The following is a 16,189-nucleotide window of genomic DNA, read 5'->3' on the forward strand; positions in this document are numbered from 1 at the left end:
TATATCAACGGTTACCTTGAGCCAAGAGAAAACATAGATGCAGCATGCTGTGGGTAAAATGTTAAAGTATTCCATCCTGATTTTACCACCATAGTGTCTCCCACCCTGGCACAACAGTCAGAATTTCTATTTAGTAAATTGCCCGTTTACTACATTAAACTGGGAGTAGTACGGCTAAAGAGTACATCCAAGCTAGCTGATTTAGTTACCCTGCAACGTGTTAATGCGGCGTTGACGAAACACGAGTAATATAACAATAATTAGCGTTTTCGACGCTTAACCGCATGGTGGCTAAACTAGGGGTGGTCAAACCAAGTAAGAAACAGCCGTAAATCCAGTTCTAATTGATGATACGCAGGCAGCATGTGCAAACAGAGTTTGTAAAATGCTTTGTTGTGGTCTTTTTCCCGCAAATGCGCTAACTCGTGTACCACAATCATTTGCAATAGTGGCAGCGGTAGTTGCTTTAGAATGCTAGCAACTCTTATTTCGTTTTTACTTTTTAGCTTGCTACCTTGCACCCGGCTTATTTGTGTATGCGTGCCCAGCGCGTTGTTAATGACATGGATTTTCGGATCAAATATCACCTTGCTAACCGGCTCACTGCTTTTCAGCCATTGCTTTTTTAAATCCTGCGTTAACACATACAATGCTTTATCGGTTTGTACCGCATGACTCTGGTTCGGGTATCGTTGCTGCAAGGTGCTGCCAAGCGCGTCTTCGGCCAGTAATTGCCGCACTTGTTGCTGTAGCGTAGCCGAGTAATGGCGTAAATAGGGTAGTTGTTGCATGGTTAACACTTAGTCAGCAGGTAACGCATAGCGTTTTAACAAGTCAAGTTCAACATAGTTAAGTGCTTTTTCATGGCAAGCGCTAAGCTTAACTGGCGGTGCGACACCTGCTTGCACAGCTTCTTGCCAGCGTATGGCACATAAGCACCAGCAATCACCGGCTGTTAATCCGGGAAAGTCCCACTCGGGTTTTGCGGTTATTAAATCGTTGCCTTGTGTCAAAGTATATTGCAGAAAGGCATCGGTAAGTTCGGCGCAAATAACATGGCTGCCCATGTCCTGAGCATTGGTACGGCAGTAACCATCACGAAAATAACCGGTTGTGGGCGAGAAGCAACACGAAGTTAGCGGTTGCCCCAGCACATTTAGGGTGATGTTTGACATAATGTAATATTGACCTCTTTATATGGGTAAAAATGCATTTATTAGATTAAACCACTACATTGCGTATTGCCGCTGCTTAATTCACTTGTTAGCATCAGTTATTAATTATTATGGGACTATTTATGCGCTGGATGCAATATACGTTACTGTTGCTGCTATTAATGTGCACTCAGGCTATTGCTCAGCAATACTCCTCAGGTGCCTGTTTGTTATTACAGCAACAGATAGACCGTTTTGCCAGTCAGCCACAAAATGCTAACTATCGCAACGCCAGACGCGAATATGATAAGTATTGCCTTAAACCGGTGTCTAAGCCACCGGTAAGTAACGCCAACCGAGAAACGGCAGAGCCTGTTTTACCACAACGGCCACGGCAGCTCCCTCCGCAACCACAGCCGCAAACTTACGATGAGCCTACGCCAACTGACCAGGCTGCTCAGTTGCCGCCAGTGCCAGTACCGGTTGTGCCGCAAGCAGAACCTGAACTTGAGCCCCAGCTTGAACAAGCCTTAGATCAAGAACACGCTGCAGCTGAGGTAGTGAATGTGCAGCCGATAATAGCGCCGTCTACAGTAACCACCGACGGCAATGAAAGTGAAGTGTCTGAAGATATAGTGGTACGCATTCTCAATAACCTGCCGCTGATTATCGCTAATATATTTGCCTGGTTATTGGTACTATTTTTAATGACATCCTGGTTTGGTTTAAACTTACCTGGCTTTAAAGGCGTGTTTGCTGAGTATAAGTTAAACCGTCTGTTGCGCTGGCGCTTGTCACGTGGTTATCACCACTTTCGCAAACTGAAATTATTGACAGCTAAGGATGAGCTGGTGATGATTGATCATCTGGTGCTGAGTCCCTTTGGTATTTTTGTCATTATGGTAAAAGACTACCGTGGTCATATTTTTGGTAGTGAAGAGCAGGCAAACTGGATGCGGCAGTATTTTGGTAATAAAAAACAATTTATGAACCCATTACATGAAAACTTTAAACATGTTGCCGCGGTAAAAAACCTGCTGCAGCTTCAGGGCACTGATGTTATGCAGCATGTGTATTCTATTATTGCCTTTAGCCGGGTTGCCCAGTTTAAAACCGAGCTGCCGGCTAATATTACCTATATTGATGCCATATCAGCTTATCTTAAGCAGTTTGACGACCCGTGTTTTAACGACGAGCAGTTAAGTCGCTTTGCCGCCTTATTCAGCCAAGCCAGCACCGATAACTAATACCTGCTAAGGCCGCTTAAATTTTAACAATAACCCGGCCTTGTACCTTGCCCTTTAATAAGGCGGCTGCAGTATCAACCACCTGATCCAGCGATATAACCTGGCTAATCTGGCTGAAATCGTCGGCATCCAGCAGCTCGCTTAAGCGCTGCCAGGCTTGTTTGCGATCGGCCAGCGGTCGCATAACGCTGTCGATACCGTATAAGGTGATGCCACGCAAAATAAAGGGTGCAACTGAAGAGGGGAAATCCATTCCTTGTGCTAAACCACATGCTGCGATGGCGCCGCCATAGCGAGTACTGGCGCAGGCATTGGCCAGCGTATGGCTACCAACACAATCCACCACCCCGGCCCAGCGTTCTTTTTGTAATGGCTTACCGGCAACGCTAAGTTGCTCGCGGGGTATCACTTCTGACGCACCCAGTTTCGTTAAGTAATCGCTTTCGTCAGGGCGACCGGTGGCCGCAACCACTTTATAGCCCAGCTTGCTCAGTAACCGAATAGCGTAACTGCCGACACCACCATTGGCGCCGGTGACTAAAATCTCGCCGTGCTCAGGGGTAACGCCATGCTTTTGCAGCGCCAGCACACACAGCATTGCCGTATAACCGGCAGTACCTACCGCCATTGCCTGCTCGGGTGTAAGTGCATCAGGTAGCGGGATAAGCCAGTCACTTTTTAAACGGGCTTTTTCGGCTAACCCGCCCCAGTGGTTTTCACCCACACCAAAACCGTTTAACAGTACTTTGTTACCGGTTTGCAAATGTGCCGAGTCAGACTGAATAACTTCGCCCACCAGATCAATCCCTGGTACCATTGGAAACGACCGCACCACCGGCGAGCTGCCGGTAATGGCTAACGCATCTTTGTAATTCAGGGTACTGGCCAGCACTTTAACCGTGACATCACCTGCAGGTAGCTGTTGTTCATCAACGCTGGTTAATGTGGCGTGATAGCCCTGGTCGTTTTTGTTGATCAAAATTGCCTTAAACATAGTTTTCTCCAATTAAAACCGCTGTACTTAACATACTGCATACGTTTTAGGCTGTCATGTTATTGCCGGCATAGTCAATACTGATTTGTACCAGCAACACTGATTTTATCAGCGAGCTTCAAAGCTTCAGCTTTAAATTCTGCAGTATGAAGTTTGCGGACTTTCTTTGTTGACATTATTCACCTCATTAAGCAATTGTGCTCACTTAGCAAGGTGTACAAAAGTGTTGGTACGGATCACAAAGGTTGGGGGTCTTATTTTGAGCTTTATGTAGTGATTGAGGAAAATATTGCCCAGTGTCTGAATTTTGTTTTGCTATTTGTATAAAAAACGAGCAAATATTGCAATATAGGCTAAATTATAGTGTTGGATTTTAAAAAATAATATTGGTGAGACCCCTGTTTTGATGTATTTGTCAGGATATGCTGACCAATTGGCGGCTTTGATTACATTAAGAGAGAGAAAATCATGAAACGAGTAAAGTACACGACTATCACAACCATACTGGCCTTATGTTTTACTGGTGCAGTCACAGCCGCTCCAATTTTCTGGACAGATTGGTTAGGCACAGATCAAGACCCTAGCTCAGGTTTTGAAGGGCAAGGGATGATCACCACTTCAACCAGTATGGTAAATGTAACCTATATCAACGCGAATGGCGTGGCGTTCTACCAGTCTTCAGGTGGTACTGACTTTTACCAAAATGCTCGCTTGGGCCGCAACGACTCTATTTCACCATACACCAGCAGCAACGTCGACAACAGCCCCGATGGCACTGACATCGTTGCCCTACTATTTGCTGGGAGTCAGATGCTGGATTTTTCCGAGACGATTGCCAATCCTGTGTTTGCGTTTGTTAGCCTAAACGGTAACGGCTATTCTTTCCTCAATCAGGATTTCAATATTCTTAGTGTTGGCGGTGAAAACGGTAATGCTTGTGGCTATTGGGGTTGTGGCGGCGTCACCAAGAATATTGTCGACCTGGGTGGTGGAAATTTTCGCTATGAACTCAATAGTTCAAATGTAGGTGGTTTTGAGCCCCACGGTGTAATTCAGTTCACCGGTGCGTTTAATACGCTTACTTGGAACAGCACTTCTAATGAATTTTGGAATGGCTTTACGGTTGGCGTGCAAGGAACAGCCGACGAAGTTTTCCCAGACGATCCAACTGAAATACCCGAGCCTGCTTCACTTTTACTTTTCGGCTTAGGATTAGCCGCACTTGTAACGCGTAGACAACGTACATTCTGACATCGGTAAACGCTATTGGTACAACCGGCGACAATCAGAATTTTGCGCCGGTTTCTAAAAAAACATGATGTGCCATCGATAAACGTAAACTTTAACGTGATGATTAAAACAGTTATCTAGATCTGAGATCTGCGGGCTCAAGAGCCGATTAAATGTTCGATTTGGACCTAAACCTCCTATTCGCCCTGATAAAAGCAAACAGCGGCTTCACGCGCTGATGAGTTATTCAACACATTTTCAGAACTTCTTGTTTTTCCGTATTTAACTTTAAATGATGGCCCAAGCCTAAGTGAGCTGTTTGTGGATGGGTGTAGTCCACACCGTATATTAAACCATGCTCAACGCATAACAGGACAAATTTATCGGTACCATGGTACTGCCAGAAGAAACCGATATATTCATTTATAAAAATGCAAATAGCACGGAGATTGAGTTTATTATCAAACCGAATTTACAGGGCATTATCCCCGTAGAAGTGAAAAACGGGACGGTGACCAATTCTCGCTCGTTAACAGCATATTCCAAAGGCGCGCAAAACCGATACGCTCAGCCAAGCTCAACGTCGAGCAATTTGCCAAGAATGTAGGAAGCCACTGGGGTATCGAGAATCAGTTACACTGGTTGCTTGATGTTGCGATGCGTGAAGATGATTGCCAGATATATCGCGGCGATACCGCCCAAAATCTTGCTTGTTTCCGTCAAGTTGCCCTTAATCAACTCAAACGAGAAGCAACGCTAAGCCAGCATCAAACGTAAACAGAGATTGGCATCAATGGATTCACGTTACTAGCAGAAGGTCATTATTGCTTAAATTACGATCACGCTCTTGCCTTGATAGTCAATGATGGCTCTTACCAGAGCTTAAGCATAACCGCGTATAAAGGCGCAGGTTAAGGTGCGGTGTTCATGCTACAGGCCAGTGTGGCATACTAGCTTGCTAAATTAACCCTGCACTTAAGGCAGTATTAATGACCACCACACCTGATTTAACTGCGTTGCTGCAGCAATTGTTAAGCCAATGCCAGCCGTTATATAGCCAGGGTAAGGTAGCCGATTATATTCCGGCATTGGCTAAAGTGGCGCCAGAGCAGGCAGCTGTGTCGGTAGCCACTCTGGATGGCAAGGTGTATAGCGCCGGGGCCGCCCGGCAACACTTTTCGCTGCAAAGTATTTCAAAAATTTTTGGCCTAGTGATGGCCATGAACCGGATCGGTGATGAGCTGTGGCAGTGGGTAAATATGGAGCCTTCCGGGCAGCCATTTAATTCTATTGTGCAGTTGGAGTGGGAGCAGGGTATACCGCGTAATCCGGTGATTAATGCCGGGGCTATTGTGGTTGCCGATGTGCTGGTAAGCCATTATTCTGCCAGTAAAACCGCGTTTTTAACCTTTTTACGACGTTTAACGGCAGTTGAGGCTATTTATGCCGATCAGCAGGTGTATTTGTCTGAGCTGGAGCATGGTAACCGCAATGCCGCGCTGGCCTATCTGATGAAAAGTTTTGGCAACATAGAGGCTGAAGTACCTCAGGTGCTGGAGCATTATTTTCACCAGTGCGCTACCGCTATTAATTGTGAGCAGCTGGCGCGAGGCTTATTGTTTTTGGCTAATCGCGGCGTGCAGCCACACAGTAATGAGCAAATTTGTAGTCGGCGCGATGCGCATCGGGTTAATGCCATTTTATCAACCAGCGGCATGTATGATCAATCTGGTGAGTTTGCTTTTAAAGTAGGCCTACCGGCAAAGAGTGGTGTGGGCGGCGCAATAGTCGCCATAGTACCGCAATTTGGGGTTATTACGGCCTGGAGCCCGCCACTTAACCGCTTTGGCAACTCGGTAGTAGCCATGAAGCTGATTAGCCAGTTAGCCGATGAGCTTGGATTGTCATTGTTTTAATGCAATAAGCGGCAGTTCGTATCAAAAAGCCCATAAAAATACTTTTCAACTAAAGGAAAACCCTTTATTATCGCGAATAGTAATAATACGCATTTGCATGCGCGTTACAATTTTTGATTATAAAAGAGGTTTTATCAATGAAAAAAAGCAAAATTGCCGTGGCAATCATTTTGTCATTGTCGGTGCTGGCATATCAGGCGGCAGCAAACAGTGCGATCGCGCTGGAGGGGCTAGAAAAAGTTGAGGTGCGCGGCACGGTACTAAAAACGGATTCAGGTGTTATGCCGCTGCTGCAGGGTGGCAAGCTGTTTGAGGGTAAAAAAACATCTGTTGTAGACTTATCTGAACAGCCGGCCTTTGTTGAACCAAACTTACGCCAAATGTTTTCCCGGGTACCGGGTTTGTTTGTGTCAGAGCAGCAAATTCCCAGCATTTATAATGTGAACTACCGAGGTTTGGGCGATCCGCACGAGTCTGAATTTATAGCGTTTTTCCAAAATAATATTCCACTGGCTGCCAATATGTTTGGCTACCCGACCATGTATTATATGCCTGGTGCACAACGGATTGAGCGTATCGAATTTGTTCGTGGTGGCGCCGGTTTGCTGTACGGGCCACAAATTGGTCCGGTTGTGAATTTTGTTACCCGCGGCCCCGATGCCCGCAGCGATACCGTGCTTCGTACTGAGCATGCCACGGGCAGTAACGGCTTATATAGCACCTACAATGAAGCACGCTGGGCGCAAGGCGATACCGGTTTTATGGCCTCTTTTGATCATCGTCGAGCTGATGGCCCCAGACAAAACGAAGATTATGACGTTAGTGCTATTTACCTGGGGTTATCTTACGAGGGCTTTAAAGACATTAAATTAGGTGTAAACCTGGACAGGTATAACTCTGACTCAGGCGAAGCGGGCCGGCTAACGTCGGCCGAATTTGCCACTAACCGCGACAGAGTAAAATCGCCGTTTAACCGGGTGGAAATTGAGCAAACTATGGCCAATATAAGCTATGAGCAGCAACTCAGTGATACGGCCAATTTGCATGGCAAAATCTGGTATAGCAGTATGGACCGGCTAAGCCGCCGCTCTGCTATGTTTACCGATGCGGCTAATGAACCGGCTACAACCGATATTGACGAGCAACAGTTTGCCAACGTTGGTGTTGACCTGCGATACAGCTTAATATGGGGCGATAATCATATATTTACCGCTGGTACCACTGCTTATCAAGGTGATAGCCCACGCACCCGCCATGTGAGTAACGATATTCGCTCAAGTGAGCAACTTGCTGAGGATTTGCGCTTTGAGCAAGACCGGGTTATGCGTTACAACGCATTTTTTATCGAAAACCTGTTTCGGTTTGGCCAGTTTAGCATTTCCCCTACGCTGCGCGTTGAACGGATAAACTATGATTTAACTGAGCTGCTAAAACAGCAGAACTTGAACCGGGATGCAATTGACCTGGACCGTACCGACAATGAACTTTTACTGGGTTTAGGTAGCCGCTATCAACTGAACGATTATGCTGAACTGTATGCCAATATTTCAGAGTCTTATCGGCCACAGCGCTTTGATGATTTAGTTAATCCTTCGTCAGAATTAGCGGGCAGTAATGGCCCTAAAGCGTCTCGGGCCATTAATTATGAGCTGGGTTATCGCAGTCAGCTCACTGCTAATATGTTATTAGATATCAGTTTGTTTCGCATAGATTTTAACGACAAAATAGAGCAAATTCAGCTTACGGTTGCCGATGTAGAGCGGGTAAATAGCGGTGATTCACGGCATCAGGGTATCGAGTTCACCATTGAGTATGATGTACTCACCGCTGCAGCGCACTCGTTAACCTGGTTTGCCAACGGATCATTGCTGGATGCCGAAATTACCCAAAGCGTCACGAGCAGCTTGGTGGGCAATGACACGGCATTCTCGCCCGATCATGTTCTCCGTACCGGATTGTTGTTTAATAATGACAGTTTAAGCATGACATTAAGTGCAACACTGGTGGGCGCGCAATACTGGCAAGATTCTAACGTAGCACGCGGTAGTGGTATAGCTGAAATTGCTGCCAAGATCCCTTCTTATCAGGTATTGGATTTAAGTGCTGAGTATCAACTGAGTCCGCAGTGGGCGCTTTACGCGGGTATTAATAACCTATTAAATGAAAACTACTACAGCCGGGTGCGCAGTGATGGCATTGAACCTGCCGCCGAGCGTAGCGGCTATATTGGTGTGCGTTTTCAGTTATGACAGCGGGTATGGCACTCCGTTTGGTATGCTAAGGGTAATGTAATAAAAAAGGGCCTTAACGGCCCTTTTGCTTTGTACCGCAGTAGATGGCGCGAAATAACATTAACGTTTATATTGGCTTGGGCAATAAGCGCGGCTAATGCTGGGATGGCGAAGTTGCAGGTGCTTGGTACTGCGACCACTAACCCTGGCACGCCATAACCGAAAGGATGAGGGTTTTAACTCACGGCGCATTAGTTTAATTAGCGCTGGCTCAGTTACGCCATATAACTGCTCAATGGCCTCGAACGGCGTACGGTCTTCCCAGGCCATTTCAATAATACGTGATAAATCTGCGGCGTTAAACTCTATGTTTTGCGTCATCAGGTTACCACCGTGGTTAATGATATTGCAGCGTGTTGGGTATCAATAAATTTATCGCCCAGTAAGCCGGCACCCATATGTCCCACTTTGACATAAATAAGTGCGCCCTCAGTGCCAGTGAAGGGGGTGTGATAACTGTAGCGTGGGCTGCGAAGCCAGCTTTGTGCCGGATATTGGCCATGTTCATCACAAAATAAGCCTTCAAGCACCAGTATTTCTTCACCACCAACGTGTGTATGCTGATTAAAGCGGGTGTTCGGCGCCCAGCGCACTAACGCTGTACTTACACCGTTATGCTCGTGCAGTGGCAACACCGATAAACCAGGCACTAATCCCGGGCGCCACTGCGCCTGGCGGGTGTTGATAACTAGCTGCTCGGTGTCGGTAGCGGCAAACTGCCACAACTTAACCAGTAAGGTGCAACCGTCACGTGAAAAAGGTTGATGTGAGGTCCCAGGCGGATTACGTATATAGGTACCGGCAGGGTAATCGCCATGTTCATCACTGAACACACCCTCTAGTACCAGTATTTCTTCTCCGCCATCGTGCCGATGGCTGCTGTAACCGCTACTTGGTGCATAGCGCACTATGCTGGTAGCACGGGCAACTTCACCACCTGCGCGGTCGAGCATCATGCGGCTCACCCCACTTAAAGGTGAGTCAACAAACTGGTAAGCGTGGGGTAATATCGCTACTCGCTTACTAAAGTCGTTGTTTAGCTGCATGGAGTATAAAACCTTAACCGAAGTGACAAAAACACAATTTATTACCATCAACGTCTTTGACGTAAGCACCGTAAAACGTTTTTTCTATACGCTGGCCTGGTTTGCCATCACAGCTGGCACCTAAGGCGATGGCCTTGTGGTACATGGCATCCACTTTTTCTTTAGAGCCTGGCTGAAACGACACCATATTGCCGTTACCCGGGTTTGCTGGCTGTTGATTAAACGGCACGCATACGGCTAACATTGGCTGCGCCATTGTTTTACCAAAAAAAGCAATGCGGCCCATATCCATCAATGATTTGCTGCCAAGTTCACCTAGCAATTGGCCGTAAAATGCCTTAGCGGCAGTTAAATCATTAACACCTAAGGTTACGTAACTGATCATGTAAAGCTCCTTGGAAAATAGATTAAAATAATGACAAAAATTATATGTCGCTAAGCTACGTAGCAACTGCGTATATGGAGCAGTTTGTTGGCATAAACAAGTTTAAAATATACTTTTATTATTATTTTCTAATAAACGATAGGCGAAACAGGTGTTAGGCGCGGGTTATTACTGCGTAAAGTAGCGTAATTGTTTAGTGGCGGCATAATCAGATAGCGTAGTACTAATATACAACTTGTGTAATGACTGGTCCGATATAACATAGTAAGCATCTATGTATTCAAGTAGTTGGCGCTGATAACGCTGCGTTAATTGCGGTGGTTGTTGTGCCAGATAAAAAGAAAACGGCGCCTCATAAGTAAGCAGCCCATTGCTGCGGCCTTTAACAAACATTTTAATAGCGTCGATACTGTCAGGCAGGTCGATTAACAAAAAGCCGCGCTCAGATAAAATTTGTCGTTGCCCCAGATAATCGAAACCACGAATGGCGGCTATGGTCGGTTGCTGCAAAGAGGTTAACGCGGTGCTTTGGTTGTTGTAAGTTAGTAATACCAAAGACAACTGCGCATAGGGTGGGTTAATAAAGCTAACATTATTAGGTAAGGTTTTGGTTTGTTTTATATTTATAGTTAAGTCTACTTCGCCGCGACTAAGCATTTTAAAAAGCCTGGCCGGGGTTGCACAAACGGCACGTACTGTAATTGTATCTGTTTGCAATATGTTGCGGGTTAGCTCAACGGCTTCACCGCCACAGGTATTGTCACCCTTCACCACAAAATACGGCGGAAAATTATGCACGCCAACACGTATTTCCGTGCTGGCATTAGCTGGTGCCATCAGCAAAAACAACAGGGCAAGCAAAGTGCGCATAATAAGCCTTTAAAATAATGATATAAAATACTAACGCAAACTGGCCTTTTATCCAGCAGCTAAAACGTTTAGGTTTGCGCTTATTGTATTGCTGGCGTGACATTACCACGTGGCGCTGCTGGTAGCGTCATTATTACGTCGAGGCCACCACGGTCGTTGCGCATAAAGCTTAGCTGGCCTTGGTGCAACGCAATAATATGTTTAACAATAGATAAACCCAGGCCAGCCCCTTCTACTTGTTGATGCTGCTGATGACGGTAAAAGCGATCACCCAGTCGGCTGGTATCGGCCGCAACGTTGCCATTATTGCTAATGAGGATGCAGATTTGCTGATTATGTTCAACACGGGTTGTAACCTGAACATTACCGTCTGTGGGAGAGTACTTGGCAGCGTTATCCAGCACATTACGCAGCACACTTTGCAGTAAGGCGTTGTCACCATGTAACAGGCAGCTATCGTCCAGTTGCAGCTGCCAATGTACTTTATCCAATAATAGGGGGGGCAATTGTGCCAGACTTTGGTGCAGTAAAGGTGTTAAGGGCACCGGGTTAAAATTAATGGTCTCGAGATGATCCAACCGGGCAATCGACAGCAGCTGGTTCACCAAGTGCGACATGCGTTTGCTGCCTTCGGTAATAGCAAAAATAGCTTCGGTTACTTCGTTGGGGTCTTTCGCTGTGCTCAGGTTTTGCGCATGTAACTGCAAAATACTGAGCGGGGTGCGCAACTCATGTGAGGCGTCGGCTATAAAACGTTTTTCTTGTTGTAAATAGTGGCGTATTCGCTGCAGTAAGCTATTAATGGCACTTTGTATCGGTTGCAGTTCAGCGGGAAGCGCCAGTTGTATTTCATGCAACTGCTCTGGCGTTTTATCGGCAACGTGCTGTTGCAGTAAATTCAGTGGCCGCAGTACTTGTTTAATTACCAGATAAATTAACAGGCTCAGTGGCAGCATCATAAATAAAATGGGCCGCACCTGCGCCTGTGCGATGTGTTCGCCCATTTCTTCGCGAATATCTACACGCTGCGCAGTAAACACCCATAAATCTTGTTCGGGTACAAAGAAGCTGAAGGTAACCCATAAGGTGCCATGCTCGGTAATTTCATGATAGCCGGCTTCATGCTGTGGCGTTGGAAATTGCAGTGCATTTTCTGACAGCATAATCAGTTGGCCATGTTGCTGCGCCTGAAAGGCTATTTTACCTTCATATTTATGGCCGTCTAACAACCGTTCTTGCTGGGCGGTCATGGTTTCACCCATATCGGTAACATGCGGCACCGCCACCACTACTGGCTGCCCTTCATTCAGGGGTAAAGGGTTGCTACTGAGTAGCAGGCTGATTAACTTGGCACTGCGTGCCAGTTCAGCGTCATAAATTTCATTTAATTCATGCAAGGCATCGTTGTAGGCAATATAAGCATTTAAACTTAACGCACCCAGCATTAACAGGTTAATACCCAGCAGCAGGTAAAACTTAATGCTGTTAATGGCCATAATGGCTAACCAACATATAACCGACACCGCGCACGGTTTTAATCACCTCGGGCGCGAGTTTTTTGCGCAGATTATGAATGTGCACCTCAATGGCGTTGCTTTCAGTATCGCCATCCCAGCCATAGCTGAGTTCTTCCAGCTGCTGGCGCGATAAAATTCTATCTGGTTTTAGCATAAATTCTTTTAATAACATAAATTCGCGGCGGGTCAGTGTGACATCCTGCTGTTGAAACTGGCAATGGTGGTTATTCAAATTCAGGTTAATACCGGCCAGTTGCAGGCTGTCGTCGGTGCGCTGTTGCTGGCGGCGGCACAATACTCTGATCCGCGCTTCCAGCTCCATAACATCAATCGGTTTTACCAGGTAATCATCGGCACCACTATTCAGGGCAATAAGTTTGGTTTGCAGTTGGTCCTGTGCGGTCAGCACCAAAATCGGCATGCTTACCCCAGATTGACGGAACTGGCGAATAAGATCTAAAGCAAAGCCATCGGGCAGGCCTAAATCGAGGATCATCAGTGCAAAATTGCTGTTTTGCGCGGCCAGAGCTGCTTGTTTACCGGTGGTACAGAGTTCTGGCTGATAACCCAGCCGTTTTAGCCGGGTGATCATGCCCTTGGCCAGTAACTCATCGTCTTCTACCAGTAAAATTCGCATTGATATTGCCCGTTTGCTGTGGTTTTTATTAGCTAATACAGCCGTTAATAAAGTCTAACTCCCTTCTTTTACTCTGGCTGGTTATCTCAAACATCGTCAGTATCGAATCAAATAAATAATCATGAGACAACGCGGTTTGTTGTTGCAGGCAAGCCGTATTTAGCCCTTTTTGTTTGGTAAAACCGTCGGATAGCCACATTAACATTGGTACTTGAGTTTGCGCCGCCGGCGCCAGCCAGTAGGGTAACCCATGCAAATAAACACCATTTTCGCCTAATGACTCACCATGGTCTGACACATACAACATGGCAGTATCAAAGCTTGTAGATAATTCGTCAAGTAAGGTAATGGTGGCATCTAATAAGGTATCCGTAGCAACAATAGCATTATCATAGGCATTGATAATATGCTGCGGCTGGCACTGGCTAAGTAAATTACTGGTACATTCTGGTAAAAACAGTTTGTGCTGCGCTTCGCTACGTTTGTAATATTCGGGGCCATGATTACCTTGTTGATGTAACACCATAAAAATGGAGTTGTCATCCACCGGCAATGCGGTCAGTTGCTGTTTTAGGTTATACAATAAGGCGATATCAGCGCAGGTGCCCTCCTGGCAAGGCGTAGGGCTAAAATGACTAAAACTGTGATCATTGTTTATCCGGTTACACATTGTTTTGCAGCCTGAATTATTATTGCGCCAGAATACGTTAACCCCGGCGCGCTGCAAAACGTCTAACAAGTTATCGGAGTTTTTTGCCAGCGTATCATCGTAATTAGCTCTGTTCAGGTAACTAAACATGCAAGGTACCGATATCGCAGTGGCGGTGCCACAGGAGTCAACTGCACCAAAATTAATTAGTTTGCGTTGTGTCAGTTTTGGTGTGGTGTTGCGCAAATAGCCGTTAATGCCCAAGTGATCAGCACGCACGGTTTCACCCAGTACCATAATGATGAGCTTAGGTTTAGCCGCACTGTTATTTGCACGGGGCGTTACTTTTGCATCAAGGGCATAGCGCTGGAACTCAACTGGCGGGCCCGACGCCACTTTGCTTTTTACCAGTCCCAAGGTGGCGGCAATCGCGTTTAGTGGTACCGCCTGATGTTTTAGATAGCGGTGTTGTCGAAATACCCCAGCATAGTTTTGATACTGGCTTTGTAGCAGCAATGCAATGAGTGACAGTGCAATAAGCAGCAGCATACTGTAGCGAATAACGGCACTTTTTGTGGTTGTTTGTTGTGGTTTTACCCAGACTATTGCCACTGCCGGCAACACAAAATACAGTGCAAAATAAGGCAGCATACTCAGGCTGAGTAAGCCAGCCACTTCATGGCTATCTGTTTCTAAGGCGTTAATTAACATGCCTTTATCGATGATTATCCCGTACTGCTGCATAAAATACTGGCTACTGCTTGCAATTAATAACAAGCTGCAAAGCCATATTTTTTGCAGTTTACTGATACTAAAAACGCCGCAGATAACCACGTTAACTAAAAACAACAAAGCCAGTAACGGTAAGCTAAGTGACCAGCCGCCCAGTGCCCAGATGCTATGAAAAAAAATATTATTAAATACCAGTGTTAGCAGTGCTGCAACGCTGATACTAATCCGTTCAGGTGTAACTGTGAGGCGATAAAAACGTGGCCACATTGTGGTAAAAAGGCTATTGGCAAGCATCAGACTTCCGGCGAGTTAATGGCAGATACCCGCCAGTGTGCGGCATTAATCTTAAGGAATACTTAACAACGACAATACTTTGTGTATTAGGGCTAATAACCTATTGCGGGTAGTTAAACGCCCAGAGCCTAGTCAAAGAGCCCAGCTATTAGCGGGTTTGTGGTTTGCGGTTAGCACTCGGTGGGTTAACCAGCATAAAACAGAATTTTGCGCACAATATACACAGTACCAGTGTAGTAATATCGTGCGATATAAAGTGGGCGCCACGCAGTTGCTGCGCCAGGCCAAGCATTAAACCAAGCGACAGGCCTGTGGCTAAACCAATAAAGCGCCAGCGCGGCGCGACCTTGCGGAAAAAATAAAATAAGCCAACCCAGGCATAACCGACACTGGCATGACCCGCCGGAAAACATTGGTTATAAGGTAAATACGAAGGCCGGCTTTGCAATAAATGAATGTAAGGTTCGGTGCCACCAAATAAGGTTAAATCCCATGGGCAGGCAATATTGGTGATGGCTTTTAAATACGCTACCAAGGCAAAGGCGCTGATTAACGACAAGCTTAACGCGATAAAACTATCTGCCAAATGTTTGTTTTTACGCCAGTTAGCACTAAAGTAAGCCGTGCAAAGCAGTACAATACTACAAAATAAGTAATTAACCTGGCGCGCGCCCTTATGTAAAACAGTTTCAGTAAGCCAATGCTGTTGTAACGACCACGTTGAGCCCTCTAAGGCATAAAGTTTACTGGCGAGCCAAATATCGCCCCCGCCAATATCCAGCACCAGCATTGCCGCACTATAGGCACACAGTAACCACAACACATTTTTGCTGCTAAAAAAGGCTTTTATCAGCATAAGATGATCAACCAGGTGGCAATAGCGGTAAGTAATGATATTAGTACCGCGGCAGAGCCCAAATCTTTGGCTTTACCGCTAAGCTCATGATAATCATCGCCAATACGGTCTACTATTGTTTCAATAGCGGTATTTAGCAGCTCAACAATAAGTACCAGCACGCAACTTATCAGTAATAGCGCCCGTTCGGCGGCACTCACTTCAAGCAAGATAATGATCGGCAGCAGTATCAATATCGCTAGTATTTCCTGACGCAGCGCGGCTTCAGACCGACAACCTGCCACTAAGCCTTGCCAAGAATATTTACTGGCATAAAACAGTCTGTTAACGCCTTTTGCTGCCGATTTCATTAGTATCTCCGCATAATTAAC

16 protein-coding genes and 1 pseudogene are annotated in these 16,189 nt (G+C 46.1%); 5 read left to right on the forward strand and 12 right to left on the reverse strand.

The window, feature by feature from the left end; all coding sequences use genetic code 11:
* Positions 1 to 296: 296 nt before the first annotated feature.
* Both VT06_RS02255 and VT06_RS02260 read right to left on the reverse strand, forming a co-directional pair.
* Entirely contained in the window at positions 297 to 791 is a 495-nt protein-coding gene (locus tag VT06_RS02255; RefSeq protein ID WP_046552754.1) for a M48 family metallopeptidase, read from the reverse strand.
* A gap of 9 nt (positions 792 to 800) precedes the next feature.
* Positions 801 to 1,175: a DUF2237 family protein gene (locus VT06_RS02260; protein ID WP_046552634.1), complete on the reverse strand. Its 375-nt coding sequence runs from the start codon at positions 1,173 to 1,175 to the stop codon at positions 801 to 803.
* 122 nt (positions 1,176 to 1,297) lie between these two features.
* Between VT06_RS02260 and VT06_RS17500 the strand changes: the two genes are divergently transcribed.
* Positions 1,298 to 2,401: a nuclease-related domain-containing protein gene (locus VT06_RS17500; RefSeq protein ID WP_052750146.1), complete on the forward strand. Its 1,104-nt coding sequence runs from the start codon at positions 1,298 to 1,300 to the stop codon at positions 2,399 to 2,401.
* Between the two features lie 16 nt (positions 2,402 to 2,417).
* Here the strand turns inward: VT06_RS17500 and VT06_RS02270 are convergent, their stop codons facing one another.
* Complete coding sequence (locus tag VT06_RS02270; protein ID WP_046552635.1) at positions 2,418 to 3,395, reverse strand: MDR family oxidoreductase; 978 nt, start codon at positions 3,393 to 3,395, stop codon at positions 2,418 to 2,420.
* A 468-nt stretch (positions 3,396 to 3,863) separates the two neighbouring features.
* On the opposite strand from VT06_RS02270, the gene VT06_RS02275 reads away from it, so the two are divergent.
* From VT06_RS02275 to VT06_RS02285, 4 genes and pseudogenes are all read left to right on the forward strand, one after another.
* Positions 3,864 to 4,646: a PEP-CTERM sorting domain-containing protein gene (locus VT06_RS02275; protein WP_046552636.1), complete on the forward strand. Its 783-nt coding sequence runs from the start codon at positions 3,864 to 3,866 to the stop codon at positions 4,644 to 4,646.
* A 516-nt stretch (positions 4,647 to 5,162) separates the two neighbouring features.
* Positions 5,163 to 5,381, forward strand: a pseudogene (locus VT06_RS18810) (ISAs1 family transposase); the annotation flags it as partial.
* Between the two features lie 233 nt (positions 5,382 to 5,614).
* The gene (glsB, locus tag VT06_RS02280; RefSeq protein WP_046552637.1) at positions 5,615 to 6,541 is read left to right on the forward strand and encodes a glutaminase B; all 927 of its coding nucleotides are present in this window, start codon (positions 5,615 to 5,617) and stop codon (positions 6,539 to 6,541) included.
* 137 nt (positions 6,542 to 6,678) lie between these two features.
* Positions 6,679 to 8,790, forward strand: a complete 2,112-nt coding sequence (locus VT06_RS02285) for a TonB-dependent receptor domain-containing protein (protein ID WP_046552638.1) — start codon at positions 6,679 to 6,681, stop codon at positions 8,788 to 8,790.
* Between the two features lie 102 nt (positions 8,791 to 8,892).
* On the opposite strand, the gene VT06_RS02290 is transcribed toward VT06_RS02285, so the two are convergent.
* The 9 genes from VT06_RS02290 to VT06_RS02330 all read right to left on the reverse strand — a co-directional run bounded on the left by VT06_RS02290 (position 8,893) and on the right by VT06_RS02330 (position 16,168).
* Positions 8,893 to 9,153 (reverse strand): TIGR03643 family protein, encoded by a 261-nt coding sequence (locus VT06_RS02290; RefSeq protein WP_046552639.1) that lies wholly within the window; start codon positions 9,151 to 9,153, stop codon positions 8,893 to 8,895.
* Positions 9,153 to 9,878, reverse strand: coding sequence for a cupin domain-containing protein (locus VT06_RS02295; protein WP_046552640.1), 726 nt, complete (start codon positions 9,876 to 9,878; stop codon positions 9,153 to 9,155). The genes VT06_RS02290 and VT06_RS02295 overlap by 1 nt, the downstream gene beginning before the upstream one ends.
* A 13-nt stretch (positions 9,879 to 9,891) precedes the next feature.
* Positions 9,892 to 10,263 carry a VOC family protein gene (locus VT06_RS02300; protein WP_046552641.1) on the reverse strand — a complete coding sequence of 124 codons (372 nt, stop codon included), beginning with the start codon at positions 10,261 to 10,263 and terminating at the stop codon, positions 9,892 to 9,894.
* Between the two features lie 168 nt (positions 10,264 to 10,431).
* A complete protein-coding gene (locus VT06_RS02305) occupies positions 10,432 to 11,133 on the reverse strand; it encodes an ABC transporter substrate-binding protein (protein ID WP_046552642.1) in 702 nt (233 codons plus the stop codon).
* Positions 11,134 to 11,213: 80 nt separating this feature from the next.
* On the reverse strand, positions 11,214 to 12,629 hold the full coding sequence (locus VT06_RS02310; protein WP_046552643.1) for a cell wall metabolism sensor histidine kinase WalK: 1,416 nt from the start codon (positions 12,627 to 12,629) through the stop codon (positions 11,214 to 11,216).
* A complete protein-coding gene (locus tag VT06_RS02315) occupies positions 12,619 to 13,287 on the reverse strand; it encodes a winged helix-turn-helix domain-containing protein (protein ID WP_046552644.1) in 669 nt (222 codons plus the stop codon). Before VT06_RS02315 ends, VT06_RS02310 begins: the two co-directional genes overlap by 11 nt.
* A 28-nt stretch (positions 13,288 to 13,315) precedes the next feature.
* Positions 13,316 to 14,962 carry a phosphoethanolamine transferase gene (locus VT06_RS02320; protein WP_052750147.1) on the reverse strand — a complete coding sequence of 549 codons (1,647 nt, stop codon included), beginning with the start codon at positions 14,960 to 14,962 and terminating at the stop codon, positions 13,316 to 13,318.
* 148 nt (positions 14,963 to 15,110) lie between these two features.
* Positions 15,111 to 15,818, reverse strand: a complete 708-nt coding sequence (locus VT06_RS02325) for a phosphatase PAP2 family protein (protein ID WP_052750148.1) — start codon at positions 15,816 to 15,818, stop codon at positions 15,111 to 15,113.
* Positions 15,812 to 16,168, reverse strand: coding sequence for a diacylglycerol kinase (locus VT06_RS02330; RefSeq protein WP_046552645.1), 357 nt, complete (start codon positions 16,166 to 16,168; stop codon positions 15,812 to 15,814). The genes VT06_RS02325 and VT06_RS02330 overlap by 7 nt, the downstream gene beginning before the upstream one ends.
* Positions 16,169 to 16,189 lie beyond the last annotated feature (21 nt).

Source organism: Arsukibacterium sp. MJ3, assembly GCF_000987765.1.
Taxonomy (GTDB): Bacteria; Pseudomonadota; Gammaproteobacteria; order Enterobacterales; family Alteromonadaceae; genus Alishewanella.

Bases quoted from the DNA above. Each gene is read 5' to 3' on its own strand.
- VT06_RS02330 (WP_046552645.1), bottom strand. From the start codon at position 16,168: ATGAAATCGGCAGCAAAAGGCGTTAACAGACTGTTTTATGCCAGTAAA.
- VT06_RS02295 (WP_046552640.1), bottom strand. From the start codon at position 9,878: ATGCAGCTAAACAACGACTTTAGTAAGCGAGTAGCGATATTACCCCAC.
- VT06_RS02310 (WP_046552643.1), bottom strand. From the start codon at position 12,629: ATGGCCATTAACAGCATTAAGTTTTACCTGCTGCTGGGTATTAACCTG.
- VT06_RS02255 (WP_046552754.1), bottom strand. From the start codon at position 791: ATGCAACAACTACCCTATTTACGCCATTACTCGGCTACGCTACAGCAA.
- glsB (WP_046552637.1), top strand. From the start codon at position 5,615: ATGACCACCACACCTGATTTAACTGCGTTGCTGCAGCAATTGTTAAGC.
- VT06_RS02285 (WP_046552638.1), top strand. From the start codon at position 6,679: ATGAAAAAAAGCAAAATTGCCGTGGCAATCATTTTGTCATTGTCGGTG.
- VT06_RS02270 (WP_046552635.1), bottom strand. From the start codon at position 3,395: ATGTTTAAGGCAATTTTGATCAACAAAAACGACCAGGGCTATCACGCC.
- VT06_RS02320 (WP_052750147.1), bottom strand. From the start codon at position 14,962: ATGCTTGCCAATAGCCTTTTTACCACAATGTGGCCACGTTTTTATCGC.
- VT06_RS17500 (WP_052750146.1), top strand. From the start codon at position 1,298: ATGCGCTGGATGCAATATACGTTACTGTTGCTGCTATTAATGTGCACT.
- VT06_RS02260 (WP_046552634.1), bottom strand. From the start codon at position 1,175: ATGTCAAACATCACCCTAAATGTGCTGGGGCAACCGCTAACTTCGTGT.
- VT06_RS02300 (WP_046552641.1), bottom strand. From the start codon at position 10,263: ATGATCAGTTACGTAACCTTAGGTGTTAATGATTTAACTGCCGCTAAG.
- VT06_RS02290 (WP_046552639.1), bottom strand. From the start codon at position 9,153: ATGACGCAAAACATAGAGTTTAACGCCGCAGATTTATCACGTATTATT.
- VT06_RS02305 (WP_046552642.1), bottom strand. From the start codon at position 11,133: ATGCGCACTTTGCTTGCCCTGTTGTTTTTGCTGATGGCACCAGCTAAT.
- VT06_RS02275 (WP_046552636.1), top strand. From the start codon at position 3,864: ATGAAACGAGTAAAGTACACGACTATCACAACCATACTGGCCTTATGT.
- VT06_RS02315 (WP_046552644.1), bottom strand. From the start codon at position 13,287: ATGCGAATTTTACTGGTAGAAGACGATGAGTTACTGGCCAAGGGCATG.
- VT06_RS02325 (WP_052750148.1), bottom strand. From the start codon at position 15,818: ATGCTGATAAAAGCCTTTTTTAGCAGCAAAAATGTGTTGTGGTTACTG.